17 protein-coding genes and 2 pseudogenes are annotated in these 17,828 nt (G+C 35.7%); 9 read left to right on the plus strand and 10 right to left on the minus strand.

What is annotated here, in order from left to right; translation table 11 throughout:
• Positions 1-306: 306 nt before the first annotated feature.
• Positions 307-630, plus strand: a complete 324-nt coding sequence (locus ACP69Y_RS06905) for a pyrimidine/purine nucleoside phosphorylase (protein WP_425917328.1) — start codon at positions 307-309, stop codon at positions 628-630.
• Between the two features lie 104 nt (positions 631-734).
• Here the strand turns inward: ACP69Y_RS06905 and katE are convergent, their stop codons facing one another.
• The gene (gene katE, locus ACP69Y_RS06910; RefSeq protein WP_425917330.1) at positions 735-2,864 is read right to left on the minus strand and encodes a catalase HPII; all 2,130 of its coding nucleotides are present in this window, start codon (positions 2,862-2,864) and stop codon (positions 735-737) included.
• A gap of 77 nt (positions 2,865-2,941) precedes the next feature.
• Positions 2,942-4,360 carry an iron-containing redox enzyme family protein gene (locus ACP69Y_RS06915; RefSeq protein ID WP_425917332.1) on the minus strand — a complete coding sequence of 473 codons (1,419 nt, stop codon included), beginning with the start codon at positions 4,358-4,360 and terminating at the stop codon, positions 2,942-2,944.
• A gap of 240 nt (positions 4,361-4,600) precedes the next feature.
• On the opposite strand from ACP69Y_RS06915, the gene ACP69Y_RS06920 reads away from it, so the two are divergent.
• From ACP69Y_RS06920 to ACP69Y_RS06935, 4 genes are all read left to right on the plus strand, one after another.
• The gene (locus ACP69Y_RS06920; RefSeq protein ID WP_425917334.1) at positions 4,601-5,071 is read left to right on the plus strand and encodes a CinA family protein; all 471 of its coding nucleotides are present in this window, start codon (positions 4,601-4,603) and stop codon (positions 5,069-5,071) included.
• A gap of 219 nt (positions 5,072-5,290) precedes the next feature.
• Positions 5,291-5,431, plus strand: coding sequence for a hypothetical protein (locus ACP69Y_RS06925; RefSeq protein ID WP_425917336.1), 141 nt, complete (start codon positions 5,291-5,293; stop codon positions 5,429-5,431).
• A gap of 120 nt (positions 5,432-5,551) precedes the next feature.
• Positions 5,552-5,854, plus strand: a complete 303-nt coding sequence (locus ACP69Y_RS06930; RefSeq protein WP_425917338.1) for a hypothetical protein — start codon at positions 5,552-5,554, stop codon at positions 5,852-5,854.
• A gap of 631 nt (positions 5,855-6,485) precedes the next feature.
• Positions 6,486-7,352: an SDR family oxidoreductase gene (locus ACP69Y_RS06935; RefSeq protein WP_425917340.1), complete on the plus strand. Its 867-nt coding sequence runs from the start codon at positions 6,486-6,488 to the stop codon at positions 7,350-7,352.
• Positions 7,353-7,459: 107 nt separating this feature from the next.
• Here the strand turns inward: ACP69Y_RS06935 and ACP69Y_RS06940 are convergent, their stop codons facing one another.
• The gene (locus tag ACP69Y_RS06940; protein ID WP_425917342.1) at positions 7,460-7,660 is read right to left on the minus strand and encodes a hypothetical protein; all 201 of its coding nucleotides are present in this window, start codon (positions 7,658-7,660) and stop codon (positions 7,460-7,462) included.
• Positions 7,661-8,148: 488 nt separating this feature from the next.
• Between ACP69Y_RS06940 and ACP69Y_RS06945 the strand changes: the two are divergent.
• A pseudogene (locus ACP69Y_RS06945) lies at positions 8,149-8,725 on the plus strand (lipocalin family protein).
• A gap of 107 nt (positions 8,726-8,832) precedes the next feature.
• Positions 8,833-10,254, plus strand: a complete 1,422-nt coding sequence (locus ACP69Y_RS06950) for a cryptochrome/photolyase family protein (protein WP_425917344.1) — start codon at positions 8,833-8,835, stop codon at positions 10,252-10,254.
• 57 nt (positions 10,255-10,311) lie between these two features.
• Here ACP69Y_RS06950 and ACP69Y_RS06955 read toward each other — a convergent pair.
• Positions 10,312-10,631: pseudogene (locus tag ACP69Y_RS06955) on the minus strand (IS3 family transposase); the annotation flags it as partial.
• A gap of 203 nt (positions 10,632-10,834) precedes the next feature.
• Between ACP69Y_RS06955 and xseA the strand changes: the two are divergent.
• Together xseA and xseB are read left to right on the plus strand one after the other, a co-directional pair.
• Positions 10,835-12,097 carry an exodeoxyribonuclease VII large subunit gene (gene xseA, locus ACP69Y_RS06960; RefSeq protein WP_425917346.1) on the plus strand — a complete coding sequence of 421 codons (1,263 nt, stop codon included), beginning with the start codon at positions 10,835-10,837 and terminating at the stop codon, positions 12,095-12,097.
• Complete coding sequence (gene xseB / locus ACP69Y_RS06965; RefSeq protein WP_425917348.1) at positions 12,090-12,284, plus strand: exodeoxyribonuclease VII small subunit; 195 nt, start codon at positions 12,090-12,092, stop codon at positions 12,282-12,284. Before xseA ends, xseB begins: the two co-directional genes overlap by 8 nt.
• A gap of 339 nt (positions 12,285-12,623) precedes the next feature.
• On the opposite strand, the gene ACP69Y_RS06970 is transcribed toward xseB, so the two are convergent.
• The 6 genes from ACP69Y_RS06970 to ACP69Y_RS06995 form a co-directional block, all read right to left on the minus strand.
• Positions 12,624-12,833: a hypothetical protein gene (locus ACP69Y_RS06970; RefSeq protein WP_425917349.1), complete on the minus strand. Its 210-nt coding sequence runs from the start codon at positions 12,831-12,833 to the stop codon at positions 12,624-12,626.
• 284 nt (positions 12,834-13,117) lie between these two features.
• Complete coding sequence (locus ACP69Y_RS06975) at positions 13,118-13,789, minus strand: glycosyltransferase (RefSeq protein WP_425917351.1); 672 nt, start codon at positions 13,787-13,789, stop codon at positions 13,118-13,120.
• Positions 13,786-14,385, minus strand: coding sequence for a class I SAM-dependent DNA methyltransferase (locus ACP69Y_RS06980; RefSeq protein WP_425917353.1), 600 nt, complete (start codon positions 14,383-14,385; stop codon positions 13,786-13,788). Before ACP69Y_RS06980 ends, ACP69Y_RS06975 begins: the two co-directional genes overlap by 4 nt.
• On the minus strand, positions 14,378-15,160 hold the full coding sequence (locus tag ACP69Y_RS06985; RefSeq protein ID WP_425917355.1) for a PIG-L deacetylase family protein: 783 nt from the start codon (positions 15,158-15,160) through the stop codon (positions 14,378-14,380). Before ACP69Y_RS06985 ends, ACP69Y_RS06980 begins: the two co-directional genes overlap by 8 nt.
• On the minus strand, positions 15,148-16,137 hold the full coding sequence (locus ACP69Y_RS06990) for an acyl-CoA dehydrogenase (RefSeq protein WP_425917357.1): 990 nt from the start codon (positions 16,135-16,137) through the stop codon (positions 15,148-15,150). Before ACP69Y_RS06990 ends, ACP69Y_RS06985 begins: the two co-directional genes overlap by 13 nt.
• A gap of 246 nt (positions 16,138-16,383) precedes the next feature.
• Complete coding sequence (locus ACP69Y_RS06995; RefSeq protein ID WP_425917359.1) at positions 16,384-17,547, minus strand: zinc-dependent alcohol dehydrogenase; 1,164 nt, start codon at positions 17,545-17,547, stop codon at positions 16,384-16,386.
• Positions 17,548-17,828: the final 281 nt, after the last annotated feature.

The raw sequence follows: 17,828 nt of genomic DNA on the forward strand, positions 1-17,828 counted from the left end.
ATTTTAATATTTTATCTAGGTTCTGGCTCGCGGTGACGAGTAATTGATTACGTTAAATATCTTGTAAACTAAAATATAAAAGTTCACATAAAGGGACTCGGCTCCTATTTTAACTAGAAAATGAAAAAATAATTTTAAAATATTGAATAGTTTAGTTTTTTCATAAAAATGAGGTTGTCAGTAACAACTGTTAATTAAATTTACATAATTAAACTAAAAAACATAATTCTCCTGTATATGTTTGGATTTCAAATACATATTCTAATATTGCTCAATTATTATAAAAAACTTTTCAGGAGCATCTTAATGTCAACTCAATTTGATTTTGTTTCTGTGGTAAAAAAGCCAAATATTTATTTTGATGGTTTATCTATTAGTCGTACTATTCAGTTTAAAAATGGCACAAAAAAAACAATAGGCGTAATTTTACCTACTGAATACCCCCTTACTTTCGAAACAAATGTGTCTGAACGTATAGAAATTATTTCAGGAAAGTGTCATGTTCAACTAGAAAATGATGTACAAGGCCAGATTTACTATGCTGGCCAATCTTTCTATGTTCCAAGGAATAGTCGGTTCAAGATTAGGGCAGATGAAGTCTTAGATTATATTTGTCACTTAGAGGACTAAATTTTTATAAAATCATAAAATAAGGGGAAACATTGCGTTTCCCCTTACTTGTTGAAAATTTGCCCTACATAAACTTGCTAAAAAATTTATGCTTTTATAAATATTTAAGCTGGAATCGCTTCTGCTACTTGTTCTCGTGCCCAAATACGATGAGCTCGAATCAGATCCTTAAACTCATCTCTTACTGCATTAAACTCTTCAGCCACTAGCGTACCTTTATCCATCACCAATTTTAGATCATCAATTAAGGTTTTCTTATCGCCCAAGAAAATGATGGGTTTTAAATGTTTATAAGCTTCCAGGATATAATGGGTAGCAATACCATCTGCCTTGACTACATCGTAATTATCACCATCAACAATTACAACTGCATCATACATAATAGAAGGTTCACCCTTTTGCATTCCATTGGAAGGCAATTTAGCTTTCTGGTTATTTAAAACAGGCGCAGGGGTTGGGGTAAGAATATGAGCCACGGCATTTTCAGCTTTAGCCCATGTTAAAACTGCATCAATATTGGCTTGATTCACATTATCATGCACCAGCACAGCGATTTTTCTGGCTTTAATATCTTCAGGTACAAAAGCCTCAAAACTTAATTTGGCAGACTTCTCAACTGAGGATTTCTTAAGATCTTTGTCGGTATTAGTAGGGATTTCTATGCCTAACTTTAGACCGACCTGTTGAGCTAAATCTAAATCAATATTCGCCAACACTTCTTTTACTTCCCGCTCTCGAATATGTAGACGTTGAACTTTACTTAATTCGAATACGTAGGCATCTACCACGTGCTTTTGCTCATACGGAGCCAAGCTTTGGTAATAAAGACGGGCTTGAGAGAAATGATCAGAGAATGAATCACTGCGTGCACGAATTTTATTGCCGTCAATACGTTCCTGATAACTCTCGAATCCCCCACCTTGAGCTGCGGATGGTGTTTCTACTGGCCAGTTATTGTCTATAGAGTCTGGCTCATAGGAGGCTTGTCCGCGATGCACAAATGTTTGGTGCATACCATCACGCTGATTGTTATGGAATGGACATACAGCTCGGTTAATCGGTAACTGATGGAAGTTTGGACCGCCTAAACGGCTTAATTGGGTATCGGTATAAGAAAATAAACGTGCTTGCAATAAAGGATCATTGGTAAAATCTATGCCAGGAACAATATGACCTGGACAAAATGCAACCTGTTCAGTTTCATCAAAGAAGTTGTCAATATTGCGGTTCAGAACTAGTTTACCCACTGGAATAACAGGTACGAGTTCTTCTGGAATAATTTTTGTTGGATCCAGCAAATCGAAGTCAAAACTCATTTCATCTTCTTCGTTCACGACTTGGATGCCGAGTTCCCACTCTGGATAATTCCCAGATTCAATTGCCTGATATAGATCGCGACGATGAAAGTCCGGATCTTTACCCGCTATTTTCTGTGCTTCATCCCAAACCAGCTGAGCTAGCCCCTGTTTTGGAGTCCAGTGAAACTTGACAAAAATTGCTTTGCCCGCAGCATTGATCAAGCGGAAGGTATGCACCCCAAAGCCTTGTATCGAACGTAAGTTTCTAGGAATACCCCGGTCCGACATGGCCCACATCACTGCATGCGCCGTTTCTGGAACCAAGGAAACAAAGTCCCAAAAAGTATCATGAGCACTAGCACCTGTGGGGATTTCTGTATTAGGTTCTGGTTTTACTGCATGGACAAAATCGGGGAATTTAATCCCGTCCTGCACGAAGAAAACAGGTGCATTGTTACACACCATATCGTAATTGCCTTCCTGAGTATAAAACTTGATTGCAAAACCGCGAATATCTCGAACAGTATCTGCAGAACCACGTGGCCCCTGCACAGTAGAAAAACGTACAAAGACTGGGGTTTGTGCACTAGCATCAGTTAGAAAAGCCGCTTTTGTATATTGTTCATTACCTTCATAAGCCTGAAAATATCCATGCGCGCCTACACCACGTGCATGCACAATACGCTCTGGTATACGTTCATGGTCAAAATGGGTGATTTTTTCTCTTAAAATAAAATCTTCCAGTAAAGTGGAACCACGCACACCTGCCCTTAAGCTATTTTGGTTGTCAGAAATTTTGACCCCATGATTTGTGGTCAGCGCCTCGCCAGTGGCATCGCGGCGGAATTCATCCAACTGTTGCGATTTGGCATTGGTATTTTGTTTATCTAGAGTATCAGTTCCTGCTACTTCACTTTTCTTTGCGTTAGGGTTCATATTCCTACCTATAATTGTTAATTAAAGTACTACTGAGGATAGTAAAAAACGATGAAAATAAACTTTTTTTCATGCAGTTAATGAATGGATGAGTTTTTCTCGCTAAGAAAGGGAAAAAGATAATCCACAAAACGTTGAGTACACCAAAGGCCGGTTTCTTTATGATGAGCATGAGGTGCCAGATAAGGTAGCAATTTATTTATTTTGACAGCTAAATTACCTGATTCAGAAATCTGCTGTTGTATGGTTTCTAACTCTCCATCAGCTAAATAACTGAACATGAATTCATCTATAGCGTTAGAAGTGGAGCTAACCTTTTTATACTTCGAATACGATTGTTTAAAATAGTCACCTGCAATCCAGTCATGAATAATTTGCTTTTCAGTCGCATTAAAGACCCCATACATTTTGCCTTCTTCATGACTGATCAACTTCCAGAACCGGCTTTGTTCAGGATCTTGATTTAGGAGGATCCACTGCTTTTCAATCAATATTTCTACAAATTCTTCGACAAGATTCGGCTCAGAAAGCCACTCATTAATAGAACGATTATTTAATTTACATTTATCATTATGAATGACATTGCCAACCAACGCTTTTCGTTTCAAAATTTTAAGAACTAGAGCCTCTGAACTTAAATTTTTAATAATTTGTCTAGAGGATAATCCTTTATTATTCAAAGCAAAGCCAATTTTCATTTTTTCCATAAATGATTCTTTATCTTTGAATTTTTTATAAATTTTTTCCAGGGCCTTAATAGATAAGTTTGCATGACCATTGTCCATATTATCTATAGTGATATGCAGATTAAAATACTGGGAATTAATGCCTAATTCATTTAGCTCATAATTGGTAATCAGAAGATGTAATGGCAACTGTTCGTAGCCCAAATTAAAACCGACTATTTCGGGAATAAATTCAGGGGGAGCATAAGCAAGTGCTAATTGAATTGCAGGCTGATGATAATACTCATCCTCTAACTCTAATACGAAGTGTTCTAGACCCAGCTTAACCAGTAAATCATCAAATAAACTCACATGATTAGATTTGACTAAGCCCAACCCTAACTCCTCTACATATATTTGGATTAATTCACGAAAAATTGGATCATTCCAGTAATGAACTAAACTATATAACCATGCACCATCTACCCGCTTTACCGGAGCAACTTTAATAAGAAATTCAAATGCTTGACTTACATTTTTAAAATATTCTCGTTTTCCCCCGCTATTCCTTCTGTCTTTATATAACTGATATTCACTACATTGAACTTTATTATCATTACACAGCCATTCAGAAATTTTATTCAATTCCGAAGGAAATTCTAAGTTATCTAAATTCAAGGTTTGAATTTCTTTGCGTAGAAAACTCGCAGCTTTCCGCTCTTTATCGTGTTGAGTAATTTGTGAATTCATAAAATAATTCACTATATCGCAGTAATTCTGATGATTTTTATCAATTAAATCGAGCAAGCGTTCTTTTACTGCTACTGGCATTTTTATTCTCCAAGCGGTAAGTCTGCTATAAACATAATTTACCAATATGACACGGTAAAAGATTCAAATTGTTATAATTCGTTTAATTTGTGTTTAATTGGTTTTTATCTATTTATATAATTCAAACAGTTAAATTACATAACTCATAAATTATAATGAAAAATTTTTAAAAAATATATTGTTAATATCTATGTTCATCCTTAAGATATTATGATCAAAGCCTAAAATAAGGTTGTGAATATGACTACTAAATGTTGTAAATTAATGGCTAAAAATAAAATTACTATTACTTTTATTGAAAGTGCTTCTGCAGGTTATTTGGCTTACCGTTTCTCTCTCACTCCTTTTTCCGGTGAAATTTTAAATGGTGGACTGGTTTGCTATGATTTAAAAGTTAAAAAAAATATTTTAAAGATTCCATCAAAAATGATTAAGAAATACACACCTGAATCTTCTAAAATTACTGAAGAATTAGTTAAAAAATCAAAAAGAATTTTTAAATCAGATATATACGTTGGGTGTACTGGGCTACTCAAACGTGGAGGCTCAGAAACCAAGGATAAGCCTGTAGGAACTTTTTTCTATGCTATTTTATATAAAAACAAAATTTATAGTTATCGTTGTTTTTGTAAAGGAAAAAAGGAAGAGAAATTAAAGAAACTAATTAATTATATCTGCAAGAGTTTAGTTGAAATTATTCAAAATAATTAAGTCATTAAGTTTTATAATTTTAACTTGGAGTTAAATCTCCTATTTTATAAATTAATTTAAACGGGTTATTCCTCAATATTTTTTTAAATAAAAATTAAATTAGATTGTAAACAATATGTAACATCTCTTTTATTTTTAATCTAAAATTCATGCTAATAATTATATCTGATTTATACAGATTCTAAAATTTTACTAACTATATATATTATGAGGTGTAAAATGATTAATTTAAATAATCTACAAGATCAAGAGAATGGTCGTTCTAATAATCAAAATCAACAGCAAAATGGCAACCAAGGCCAACTGAAAAAACAGAATGATCCGCAACACCAGCAGCAGCAAAATCCTAATAGCCTTTAAAACATGTTAATGATGAGCAACAACAATAGAATGATAATCAGCAGAAATAATATTTAAATTATTAGATTAAATATTCTTTCCTGTACATAAGAGTATTAAATTATCTTATTGACTCAAATAATGACTGATGCAAATTTAGAAAATCAAAATGGTACTCCAAACAGTATAGATTCTGAAAAATATTGGCGAGAAAGCTATACTAATCGACTATATTACAATGATTCACATCGTGATATTCCAGATATTAATTATGATCGAGATTTATCTTCCGCTTATGAATTTGGACGTAATTCCCGATCTGAATATGGTGAAAATGCACGTTTTGAAGACTCCGAAAGTGATCTGCAAAAAAAATGGGATAGTTTTAAAGCAAAGTCTTATTTAAAGTGGAATCAAGCTAAATATGCAGTAGAAGATGCATGAGATAGAATGTAATATTCTAGAATATGGACTTTTATAACCCATATTTTTTCTTAAATTATAAATTTTTTAAAATTAAATAAAATTCTTTAAATTGTTACTCATGACACGAATGCAACTTTTACGCTATCAATTTATTACTTAGAGGTATAAGGAAAAGTAAAAATATAAAACATCTTGTCGCTAAGTAAACTAATAGTTTTGAAAATGAAATTTTTATTATAGAAAGTTGTCTAAGTATTATTTTTTTAAAAAACAAATGAAATGAGGGACTTCTTATAATTCCAGATTAAGATCAAAGAATAAATACATTTTATACTAATCAATTTCCTCATTTATATTATGGATTAATCTCCCGATCAATAAAATTAAATAGAATCTTTATCAGTTATTATAAGAACAAAAAACCTAATTAATTTACTAAAGACTAGATTTAAAGTAATGGATTTTTTATATTTAATTAAATCACTGTCTTAATTAATTGACTCATTAATCTAATAAAGAAATTTCATGTATTTAGACTTTTTAAATTTATGACTATTAAATAAATTATGTTATTTAATGTTTATTCGTAATAAAAAATATAAAAATTCAAATAATATATTATCTAAACCATAAAATACTGGAAAATAATATGAGCCAATATCCCGAAACGCCATCTACGGAAATGCAAAGCCATCAACCGGGCATTCAATCAAAAATGCATCCACAGCCAGAAATAATCAAAGCCAATTACAAAGGAAGTAATAAATTAAAAGATAAGGTCGCGTTGATCACTGGCGGCGACAGTGGAATCGGCAGATCGATTTCCGTATTATTTGCCCGCGAAGGTGCAGATATTTGCATATGCTATTTAGAAGAAGATCAAGATGCGTTTGATACTAAAAAAATGGTTGAAAATGAAGGACGACGTTGCCTACTCATTAAATGTGATTTACAACACCAAGATGAAATAAAGAAAATGGTAGAAACTGCCCTTCAAGAATTTAAAACCATTAATATATTAGTTAATAATGCAGGTGTGCAATACCCACAAAAGTACATTACCGATATCAATACACAGCAACTTTTTAAAACCTTTGAAGTTAATATTTTTTCTATGTTTTATTTAACTGAATTATTAGTTCCTTATATGAAACAAGGCGATACTATTATTAATACCACAAGTATTACTAGTTATCACGGGCATGATCTGCTTATCGATTATGCAAGTACCAAAGGTGCAATCACCTCATTTACACGCAGTTTATCTACAAATCTCTTAAAAAATAAGACAGGGATTAGAGTGAATGCTGTCGCTCCCGGACCTATCTGGACACCATTAATACCGAGTAGTTTTGATGAGGAACAATTGAAAGACTTTGGTAAAAATACTCCAATGGGACGTATGGGACAACCTAGTGAAGTTGCCCCGGCCTATTTATTTCTTGCCTCTGATGAAGCAAGTTATATCTCTGGACAGGTTATTCATGTCAACGGCGGTAGCATCGTAAATGGCTAGATAAAAATTAAAAACTTAAATTCCTATCAGATAATGCAGGATGATTATTAAATAGAAATTGATACGAAAACGCGGACCTTAAGATCCGCGCTTTTATTTATCACTGATTACTTTTGCTGATTTTGTTGGTGTTTTTGATCATTTTGTTGCTGCTGTTGACGTTGCTGATCCTGTTGATTTGGCTGACGCTGTTGATCATTCTGTTGCTGCTGACGTTGCGGATTCTGTTGATTTTGTTGGCCCTGCTGATCATTCTGTTGTTGTTGCTGGCGTTGTTGGTCTTGCTGGTTTTGTGATTGATTAGCCATTTTTATATTCATCCTAGTTTTAAAATAAGTCACATGAGTTTGTAACTATTCTAAATTTGCACATTCATTGTGATAAAGCTATGAGGCTCATGTGACATTTCTTGTCATTGTAAATTTAAATTTTTTAAAAGCAGAATAAATCGTTCATTAAAATCAAATTATTTAAATATTTTAAAAGGAATTAATTACATTTTTTACTGAATCAAAACATAAATAAAATTCAAACCAATGGATTAATTTTAATTATTTTAAAATAATATTTTTTATATAAATTTTCTAAAATAATGCTTCTTTTAAATAGAATGTAACTTTTATAATTTACTTAATTTTTATATTAGGTCGCTCACTTTGCGCTTGAATAGGTGCTCTCAAATGAATGATTAGTTAATATTTATTTTCTTTAGCATATAATATTCAACCAATTTTTAAAAAAGATAATTAATGTAAGTATATGAAGTTAATCTCCTATTTTAATATAATGAATATTTATGTCAAATATGTATAAAAGATCAAGTCTTAACTTGGCGAAAATCACATTAGGTCTGGTGATTGGCGCTAACAGTATATTAACTCTAGAGCATGCACAAACTGAACCATTACAGGCTATTGAAAAAATTAAATTAAATAAGTATTAAGGGAATTGGTATGAAGTTGCCAGAAAACCTTGGTATTTTCAAAATAAATGCAAAATGGGATCGCTAACTATCATTTAAATAAGAATGGCAATATCAAAGTTGACAATAGTTGTTATACAAAAGATGGAAAGTTCAAACAGTTAATTGGTGAAGCATTTGTACAAAATGCCCCTCTTAACTCTAAATTGAAAGTAAGTTTTTTACCTAAAATCATCCGTTGGCTTCCAGTCGCACGTAGTGATTACTGGGTTTTAAAATCTGATGAAAATTATGGAATTGTATTAGTCAGTGAACCCGATAAAAATATATGTGGATCCTTTCTCGTTCACAGCCCCCCCAACCAGAAGTGGGACAGGAATATGTAGATTATGCGGAATCCAGTGGATATGACTTGAGTGATCTAATTAAAACCAAACAGACTCAGAAATAACTTACATAATGAATCATTCGAAGCATGGACCACATGTTCATGCTTTTTTTCTATCTCAACTTTGCATAGAATAATAATCAACAATCTTCTCAAGACATTATAATTCCATGCAATTCATCTGGTTTCGACAGGATTTACGCATTCAAGATCACGCTGCTCTTTGGCATGCTACACAAGCAGGACCCTGCATTGCATTGGTCATCATTTCACCTGAACAATGGGCTTTACACAACGACGCTGCTGTTAAAATAGATTTTTATTTAAGACAACTTCAAACGCTTAAAACGCAGCTAAAGAACTTGAATATTCCGTTAGTGATTCGGCAGACTCCCTTCTGGAAAGATGTTCCTCAGGGCATTCTGGAGCTTACCCAACAGTTCAATATCAATTGTATACATGCCAATATTGAACTGGGTGTAAATGAGTTAAAGCGCGATGCACAGCTTCAGAAGCTCTTAGAAAAAGATAATAAATCATTCGAGCTGTACCATGACCGCACTTTATTTCCAGTAGGCAGTATTCGAAACAAGAGTCATCAACCTTATCAGGTTTTCGGTGCATTCAAGAAAAATTGCTATGAACGACTTAGTGTAAGTTTACCGCAATGTTATCCTCAAATTGAAGCACAGGCTGATCTTCAGCTTGACTCTCTCGTGGACAAACCTGTTTGCACTTTTACCGAGTTATATCCAAATCATCCTTCAATAGAACTACAGGATCGTTGGCCAATCAGTGAAGAATATGCTCTAACTTCATTGGATGATTTCATCAATGATAAAGTGATTCACTATGAGAAAGAGAGAGACTTTCCTCATCTGAATTCAACCAGCCAATTATCACCTTATTTAAACTTAGGGATAATTTCTATCCGTCAATGTATTCAAGCTCTATTTCGTCGACAGCATGGCCACTTCCATATAGAACATTTAGGTCAGCAAACCTGGCTTGATGAATTATTATGGCGCGAGTTTTATCAACATATACTCTTCGATTTTCCTCAAGTCTCTAAACATCAGCCTTTTAAGGCAGACACAAAAAAAATCCAATGGCGTGATGCCCCCGAAGACTTGGTTGCATGGCAGCAGGGACAAACCGGCATTCCAATTGTAGATGCTGGGATGCGCCAATTATTGGCAACGGGCTGGATGCATAACCGTGTTCGTATGATCACAGCCATGTTTCTGACCAAAAACCTGCTGATTGACTGGCGACTGGGTGAACAGTGGTTTATGCAACATTTAATTGATGGTGATCTGGCAGCCAATAATGGCGGGTGGCAATGGTGTGCCTCTACAGGCACGGATTCAGTGCCCTATTTCCGTATATTCAACCCCATCAGCCAGTCGCAAAAGTTCGATACAAATGGTGATTATATTCGTAAATGGGTTCCTGAACTGGCCCATTTAGATGCTAAAGCCATCCATGATCCTTATGCCAGAAACTCCAATTTGGCTTTGAATTATCCCAAACCAATTGCAGATCTGAAGCAAACTCGAATTCGGGCAATTGAGGTTTTTAAAAGTATCTAAAAGCTAATAAGCATTAGATATTTGGACTCCTTCCCCTATCCCAGACATAAGGCAGCCTCATTTTGAAGCTGCCTCAAATGCTTCCGGGTTCATACCATCGAGATGCGAATGGCGTCTAATCCGATTGTAAAATATTTCGATATAATCAAACACATCTGCACGGGCTATTTCTCGTTTTTTATAGATCCTCTTTTTAATTCTTTCCTTCTTTAAACTGCTAAAAAAGGATTCTGCAACGGCGTTGTCCCATGAGCAGTATACTGCGCAAGGCTTCGACAACTCATGCTGGGAATCAAGTTATGCTTCTGACAGAATTTTTGCCAGTCTCCGCTGCTGTAGTGTGAACCTTAGTCTAAGTGTAGGATTACAGGTTCATCTTAAATTCTGGGGGAGATCGTTGTCCACTACTCATAAGGTTCTCTTCTATGCAAAAAGAATAGATGATATTTGTCTAGGAGAGTGGTGACAGTTCAATTTAGTTTTTGTGTAAACCGAATGCAGAGTTAAGCAAGTTCAATTGCCTTTGAACGATCAGTTCGATACTATTTTTATAATTATACTTTGCAAACATATTTATTCTATGTCCATATCCCAGCTTTCATTAAGTGAATACTTATCTGCGGTAAAGGAAGTTATCCGTATCACTTTTAATGAGCCGGTGTGGGTGAAAGCAGAGATTCGTAATCTCAGTATCAAAGGTGGTCATTATTATTTAGAGCTTGCAGAAAAAGAACAAGATACCGATAAAGTCATTGCCAGTTGTAAGGCAACGATCTGGAAGTTTTCAGCGGCCAAAATGGTTTTAAAGTTTGAGCGTGAAAGTGGGATTGAGCTAGCGAGAGATTTAAATGTTCTCATAAAAGTGAAAGCTACCTTCAGTCCTCAGTATGGTTTTTCAGTCAATATAGAAGATATTGATTCCAGTTATACCTTGGGTGATATTGCTAAACGTTATCAGCAAATATTAGAGCGCCTTCGCTTAGAAGGCTTAGCCAATAAAAATAGATTACTCCCTACTCCTTTCGATATTCAGAATGTTTTGGTGATTGCTCCTGAAAATGCTGCAGGTTTAGGTGACTTTAAAAAAGATGCCGATGCTTTAAATCAAGCTGGCGTATGTCACTTCGTATATCACACGGCGACCTTCCAGGGAAATACAGCAGCGGTCAGTATGATTGAATCTTTAGCGAATGGCTTAGATCAATGGGCTATAGATTTCAATTCTGCTCCCGATTTGATTGTGATCATTCGAGGCGGCGGCGCTGTAAATGACTTAGCGTATTTAAATGACTACCCTTTAGCAGCTTTCCTGTGTAAATGCTCAATTCCCATATGGGTAGGCATTGGTCATGAAAAAGATCGAACTATTTTAGATGAAGTCGCCCACCGTTCTTTTGATACACCAAGTAAAGTAATTGGAGGAATTCGAAATCTGATTGTTGAGCGTACTCAAGACGTACTAGATTCTCTGCAAACCATTAAGCTTTTATCTCATCACCAGATCTCGGCCTATCAAAGTCAAAATGATCAGTACATTAAAGTGATTAAGACGCTTGCCCAAAATCAGATTAATACGACTAAGCAAACACTTGAGTTAATGAAAAGCAATAACCAGTATTTCGCGCAACAACAACTTAAAATGGCATCCACCCAAGTTGAATCATTGATGCGGGAAACCCTATTACAGAACCCAAGAAATGTAATGGCCAAAGGGTACGGGATCGTCCGCAGTCAAGGACAAGCTATTCGTTCGATTCAACAAGTTTCAGGTGATAGCATCCAGATAGAATTACAGGATGGTATTATTAACGCCAATGTTAAAGAGGTGATCGGCAATGGCTAAGAAAGAATTAACCTTTAAACAAGGCTATGAAGTTCTTAAAAAAAATGTAGAACTACTTGAGTCTCAGAAAGAACCGGATATTGATAATTTAATGAAAATTGTTGAAGAATCTATGTCTGCATACAAAGCCTGTAAATCGCGTGTAGACGCGGTGCAACAAGCTCTGAACGAGACCTTTAAAGATTGATGAAGCAACTATCTTTTCAAGTTGTTAGATTCGTATTTGAATTAAATATCTTCGGGTGTCTTGTTAAGGTTTTAATCTTTGGGAAAATTATCAACCAAGATTTTTAGAACCTTGGCAAGTGTCTTTCTCTGCGTAACAGGCCCAATATCTCTTTTCGCTGCATAATCTGATCATCAGTGAATGGTAAGTTGATTCTCAGCTTTGCAAAGGTGAGTGAATGGTTCTCAATCAGACAACCATCCTGCTCTGTGGTCCAGCTAGTTGTGGCTAATTCAAGTGGTTTTCTGGTTCGTCTATTCATTTATAAAATTATAGAACATCTATCAACCATTAGACAATTTAAACAATTATTTCCCAAATAATAGAATTTTCTTCGGCTTCATAAAACCCAACCACCTCATTAGTGTCATCCATTTGGGGAATAAAATGATTGTTATGCATATCATAATAACCGGCATGGTCTTGTGCCTTAGCTAAAGTGACTTCATCACCGAGAACTTTATTAATCGTTCTTTCTTCTCCAGAATCTGGATTTTTAATTTTGATCATATCTGTTTTAACTCCTTATCTAAGTTTCTATCATAAGGAATCTAGAGTGAATGTATAACTTACTTTGTTAGCTTCAATGTAAATGTACAGTTGATTTTTGATATTTATAGCTCGTTCTTTTATTGAAAACATGACTGCTATTGGCAAAATCAATTTTGGAATCATTTTTTAAATCAATTATATTTTAAATAATTACCTCATATAAAAGCCAATATACCCTTCATTCTTTTTATTATTCTTAACTGGTTAAATTTCTAATTTATAAAAATATTTATACCTCAAAACTATTCGATTGAACTGCTTGTTATTTCTAGCTGATGTAAAAAACTGGAAAACCCTTCGGGAGCACGGGCATTTAAACGGCTACTCGTCTTAACACGTACTAAATTGCTCCAGATAATTTTCAAATTCAGACTCTGCATTCGTTGTATTAAATCAATATCTTCATGACAGCACAATGCTTTAAACCCACCCGCTCGGACATAGGCAATTGAACTGAAACTCAAATTGGCTCCATGAATATGGGTATGATTCATCATGTCTTGATAATGTGCCAAGTATTTTTTTCGGGTAAGAATAGAAAAATTGCGCCAGCTATCGACATCCACCACACCACAAATTGCATCTGCAGGTTGATGATTGAGTTGTTGCAAAAGCCATTGGCTATCCACACAGGTATCGGCATCAGTACATGCAATCCAGGTAGCACCTGAATTAATAAGGTGGCGCACACCTAAATCACGTGCTTTGCCTACGCATCGAAAATTGCACTGTAAATAGTCTACTCCTGCACTTTGGACAATTTTTAAAGATTGATCGGTACAACTGTCTAATACAACGAGTACACGGACTTCCCTGCTCAAAATTGGCAGGGCTTGTATTGCCAAGTGTATAGAATGCAAACACTCTTGAAGATATTGTTCTTCATTACAGGCTGGAATTACAATTCCAATCATATTAAGCCCTCTTTGGAAGCCAAAGTGGTTGTTTCTTTACTCCATAAATCAATTATAAAATCAGGATCGTTGACATTCAAATAATGCTGTAAATGAAACTGCTGCTTCAATAAATGATGAACTTTCTCACCTGTCAATACAAATCCATCAATCGGATAACGCCAATGACAACATAAGACTACCCCTTGTGAGGTTAAGCTGTTCTCAACTTTTTCTATTAACCTGAATAATTCTTCTGGTTTAAGATAATACATAATTTCATTGATGATAATCAGATCAAATGATCCAGCAGGAAATTGTTCAGGAATACGCTGCTGGGTAACTTCTACGTGAGATAAATTTTCAAGACGTTTCTTCGCCAACTGTATCGCTTTAGAATTAGCATCCAGACAGATTAATTGCTGAGCTCTTTGAGCCAGGTGCTGACTAAAAACGCCGTTAGAACAGCCAATTTCCAATACATTTGAATAGACAGGTTTTAACAGTAAGGCCAAACAAATTTGCCGTTTACGCTCTTCATACCAACGCTGTTCATACTCCCAAGGGTCATCACTATTTTCATAAAGTTCATCAAAATAATCTGTTTGATTAAGCACAAATATATACCTCGCAAGGCAATAAAATTCGTTGAATAGTCTGCTTGGATAAAATAGGCGATTGTCCTGTACTTGTATCGATTTCCAATTGGCTTTTAAAACACAAAATTGCATCGCTTTTACGTTGTAATTGTTGCGGTGCAAGTTCCAATTTTAAAGCCTTTTGCCATGGAATACGGCAATCATCTGGAATTGCCCAATGCCATGCCCAGATCAACACTTGATAACAGCTTAAGTGAGCTTCATTTGCCAGTTGTTGCACCACTCGTCCTGTGGCTTCATGATCAGGATGCCCATCTTTATCAAAAGTACAAACCAGAATATCATCAGGCTCAATCAACTCTGTTAAAGCTTGATAAAGCCTATCTTGCTGCGCAGTAATTTCGCCATCCATCAAGTTTAAAGCAATACGCTTTAGCGCATGATTTATTCCTAATACCTCAAGCGCAGCATGGGTTTCAGCCGGCCGTATCGTATTTAATTGATTCGGGGTATAAAGCAGTGAATCCGGATGACTTTGAGTCCCGTTGGTGACTGCAACCAGTACAATGTTACGCTTAAGCTCAGCAAGTTGTTGTAATAATCCTGCACACCCGAGAATCTCGTCATCCGGATGAGGTGCCACAATAACAACACGTCTTCCTTCATGAAAACAGGAGGTTACATTCAGCTGTTTTAAAGTATCGAGTCCAGACCAGTCTAGCCATTGCTGATAAGTTGTACCTTCTCCGTAAATCAGGCGATCTTCTACTAAGTTGTCGCTTATAACATCCATGCAGCACCTTCATCTTCCTGAAGTACAAGCTTTCCAATTTGTTCTAAATCAAATGCAGCATGACTCTGTCTCAAAAATACCGGCAAGTCTGCTGCTAAAGCTGCAAATGTTCTATTTTCGCAGAAAGGTCGCGCACCGAGTGCCTTACCCACCTGCTCTAAAACCAGCTGTGCCGTTTGCTCAACTTTAGCACGTAATATCCGAATAATGAGTTCATGGCTTTGCTCAGGATACTGATCAATTTGATCTGCAACATAGTGAAAATATTGTTTCGTTGTGAACAGTAAAGTGCTGATTTCTCCCAGATACATCAGACCATAAGCATGCGGCTTTGTTTTGCATTGTTGATATAAAAAATCGGCCAAACGTGCTGCAGCCCCAAACCAGCAGGCAGCTACTCCAGCTGCGCCGTGCCAAAACCCGGATCTTTCTAAATAGGCATTTGAATCACCGACCGCTTCCGCACTCACCTGATTAAAAGAGATTGATGCAGTGCGTGTATGCTGCATTCCAATGGCGTGCCAACCTTGGTGATCGATTTGAATATCAGGCTGATTCATATCGACAATGAGTAATTGGGCATGATCTTGTTCATCGCGGTAAGTAAGTAAACCATAACCGACTAGTCCTGCACCCGAACACCAGTTTTTCTGGCCTGAATAGAAACCTTGCTTAAAATAAATGGGATCTTGACTTCCTTCCGCTGCCCATACCGCCCAAAGTCTGTTATTGACCGAACTATAATTTAGTTCATTTAAAATGCTCAGTGCATCTAAATGTGATTCAAACCATTTGGCTAAATTTAAATTAGTGGCCCCAACTTGAGCCAGTGTTTTCCATCGGGCTAATGTTCTTCCCTCTCCTGGATGGGGAATATCGGATGCGAACATGAGTAATTTTTTAATGGTATTTTCTAAATTTTGATCAATATCAGTATCATTTTGTTCAAATTCAAACAAAACTTTATTTAAACTCAAGGATATTTCTCCTTTTATTTCTATCTATATTCATGAATAAGATTCTATAAGTAAATTTTATTTATCTTGCATTTTATTTAATTTTAGATCTGTTAATTATTTGAATTATAGTAATTTTGTATAGCAATAATAAAATAAGATGAACGCATTAAAGCAAAACAGTAACGACATTTTAAATATCGCTACTGTTTAAAATAATGGATTTTCATATAAATTATTTAAGAATATCAATACACTTTTTAAGTTTTAAGGGGTCAAAATCACCTTACGGCAATCCTGTTCACGTTTATCAAAGATACGATAACCTTCAGCTGCTTCCGAAAGATTCATACGATGTGTGATAATGACGTCAGGAGATAAATCCCCATTTTCAATAAACTCTAAAAGTTTGGGCAAAAATTTATGTACATGCGTTTGTCCCATTTTAAAGGTCAGACCTTTATCGAAGGCATCTCCAAACAGGAATCCATGGATAGGACCTGCATACACGCCAGGTACACTGACCACCCCACCGCGACGCACAGCGGCTATACATTGACGTAGTGCTGCCCCGCTTGAGCCTTCAATTTTAAGATTGGTGAGCACAGTTTCAATCATGCTTCCCTTGGCTTCAAAGCCAATTGCATCAATAACTGCATCTACACCGCGTTGACCAGCAGTATTACTGATAATAAATTCAGCCGCATCTACCTTGTCAAAATTTACGGGAATGGCTCCATATGTGTTGCGAGCATACTCCAGGCGGTAATTGTTATGATCCACCATAAAGATCTGTTCAGCACCTAACATTTGTGCACATGCAGCGGATAGCAACCCCACAGGCCCTGCTCCATAAATGGCTACACTGGAACCTTTACCAATATTTGCATTGGTCACCGCTTGCCAAGCCGTGGGTAAAATATCTGTCAGGAATAATACTTTTTCATCAGACAATGAGCCTGGTACCTTAAAAGGTCCTACATTTCCCTTTGGCACCCGTACATATTCCGCCTGTCCACCTGGTATACCACCATATAAATGACTGTAGCCAAATAACGCTGCGCCTGGGGGAATCTGTTTCTTATTTAAAATGGCTCCTCGCCCGGTATTGGTCTTTTCACACGCTGCGGTCAAATCATGTTCACAGAAAAAACAGTGGCCACAGGCAATAACAAAAGGAATAATCACCCGATCACCTTTTTTAACTTCGGTGACCTCTGGCCCTACTTCTTCAACAATTCCCATAAATTCATGCCCGAAGATATCACCTTCTTCAGTTGCAGGAATTTTACCGCGATAAAGATGCAGGTCTGAACCGCAGATGGCAGTTGCAGTAACCCGTAGAATAACGTCATCAGGTTGTTGAATAACAGGATCGGGAACAGACTCAACTCGGACATCTCGAGTACCATGATAAGTAAGAGCACGCATAATTATTTCCTTTAATATTTGACTTTTAAATGCTGTATTACTAGTGAATAAATTGTTTTAAATATTTACAGCAGATGGACTCACCTATATTGAAAGATACTTAATTAAAGTTATGTGGAGAAAGACAACTCTTCATGTTCAAAATTGTATAAAACATAATATTTGAGTTATTCAATTGTGTGTTGGAGGTATCTACAAATGATAAATTTTATAATTCATTCACTAATTTCGTTTATATAAAACTTTCTAATGCCTACCAACAGAATAGTTTTAACTGGTTT

The sequence above is a fragment of the Acinetobacter sp. TSRC1-2 genome (genome assembly GCF_049895885.1).
Taxonomy (GTDB): Bacteria; Pseudomonadota; Gammaproteobacteria; order Pseudomonadales; family Moraxellaceae; genus Acinetobacter.

Coding starts and splice junctions, on each gene's coding strand:
- ACP69Y_RS06975 (WP_425917351.1), bottom strand. CDS start 13,789: ATGATTGGAATTGTAATTCCAGCCTGTAATGAAGAACAATATCTTCAA.
- ACP69Y_RS06935 (WP_425917340.1), top strand. CDS start 6,486: ATGAGCCAATATCCCGAAACGCCATCTACGGAAATGCAAAGCCATCAA.
- ACP69Y_RS06995 (WP_425917359.1), bottom strand. CDS start 17,547: ATGCGTGCTCTTACTTATCATGGTACTCGAGATGTCCGAGTTGAGTCT.
- xseB (WP_425917348.1), top strand. CDS start 12,090: ATGGCTAAGAAAGAATTAACCTTTAAACAAGGCTATGAAGTTCTTAAA.
- ACP69Y_RS06950 (WP_425917344.1), top strand. CDS start 8,833: ATGCAATTCATCTGGTTTCGACAGGATTTACGCATTCAAGATCACGCT.
- ACP69Y_RS06930 (WP_425917338.1), top strand. CDS start 5,552: ATGACTGATGCAAATTTAGAAAATCAAAATGGTACTCCAAACAGTATA.
- ACP69Y_RS06985 (WP_425917355.1), bottom strand. CDS start 15,160: ATGGATGTTATAAGCGACAACTTAGTAGAAGATCGCCTGATTTACGGA.
- ACP69Y_RS06925 (WP_425917336.1), top strand. CDS start 5,291: ATGATTAATTTAAATAATCTACAAGATCAAGAGAATGGTCGTTCTAAT.
- ACP69Y_RS06970 (WP_425917349.1), bottom strand. CDS start 12,833: ATGATCAAAATTAAAAATCCAGATTCTGGAGAAGAAAGAACGATTAAT.
- ACP69Y_RS06905 (WP_425917328.1), top strand. CDS start 307: ATGTCAACTCAATTTGATTTTGTTTCTGTGGTAAAAAAGCCAAATATT.
- ACP69Y_RS06920 (WP_425917334.1), top strand. CDS start 4,601: ATGACTACTAAATGTTGTAAATTAATGGCTAAAAATAAAATTACTATT.
- katE (WP_425917330.1), bottom strand. CDS start 2,864: ATGAACCCTAACGCAAAGAAAAGTGAAGTAGCAGGAACTGATACTCTA.
- ACP69Y_RS06915 (WP_425917332.1), bottom strand. CDS start 4,360: ATGCCAGTAGCAGTAAAAGAACGCTTGCTCGATTTAATTGATAAAAAT.
- ACP69Y_RS06940 (WP_425917342.1), bottom strand. CDS start 7,660: ATGGCTAATCAATCACAAAACCAGCAAGACCAACAACGCCAGCAACAA.
- xseA (WP_425917346.1), top strand. CDS start 10,835: ATGTCCATATCCCAGCTTTCATTAAGTGAATACTTATCTGCGGTAAAG.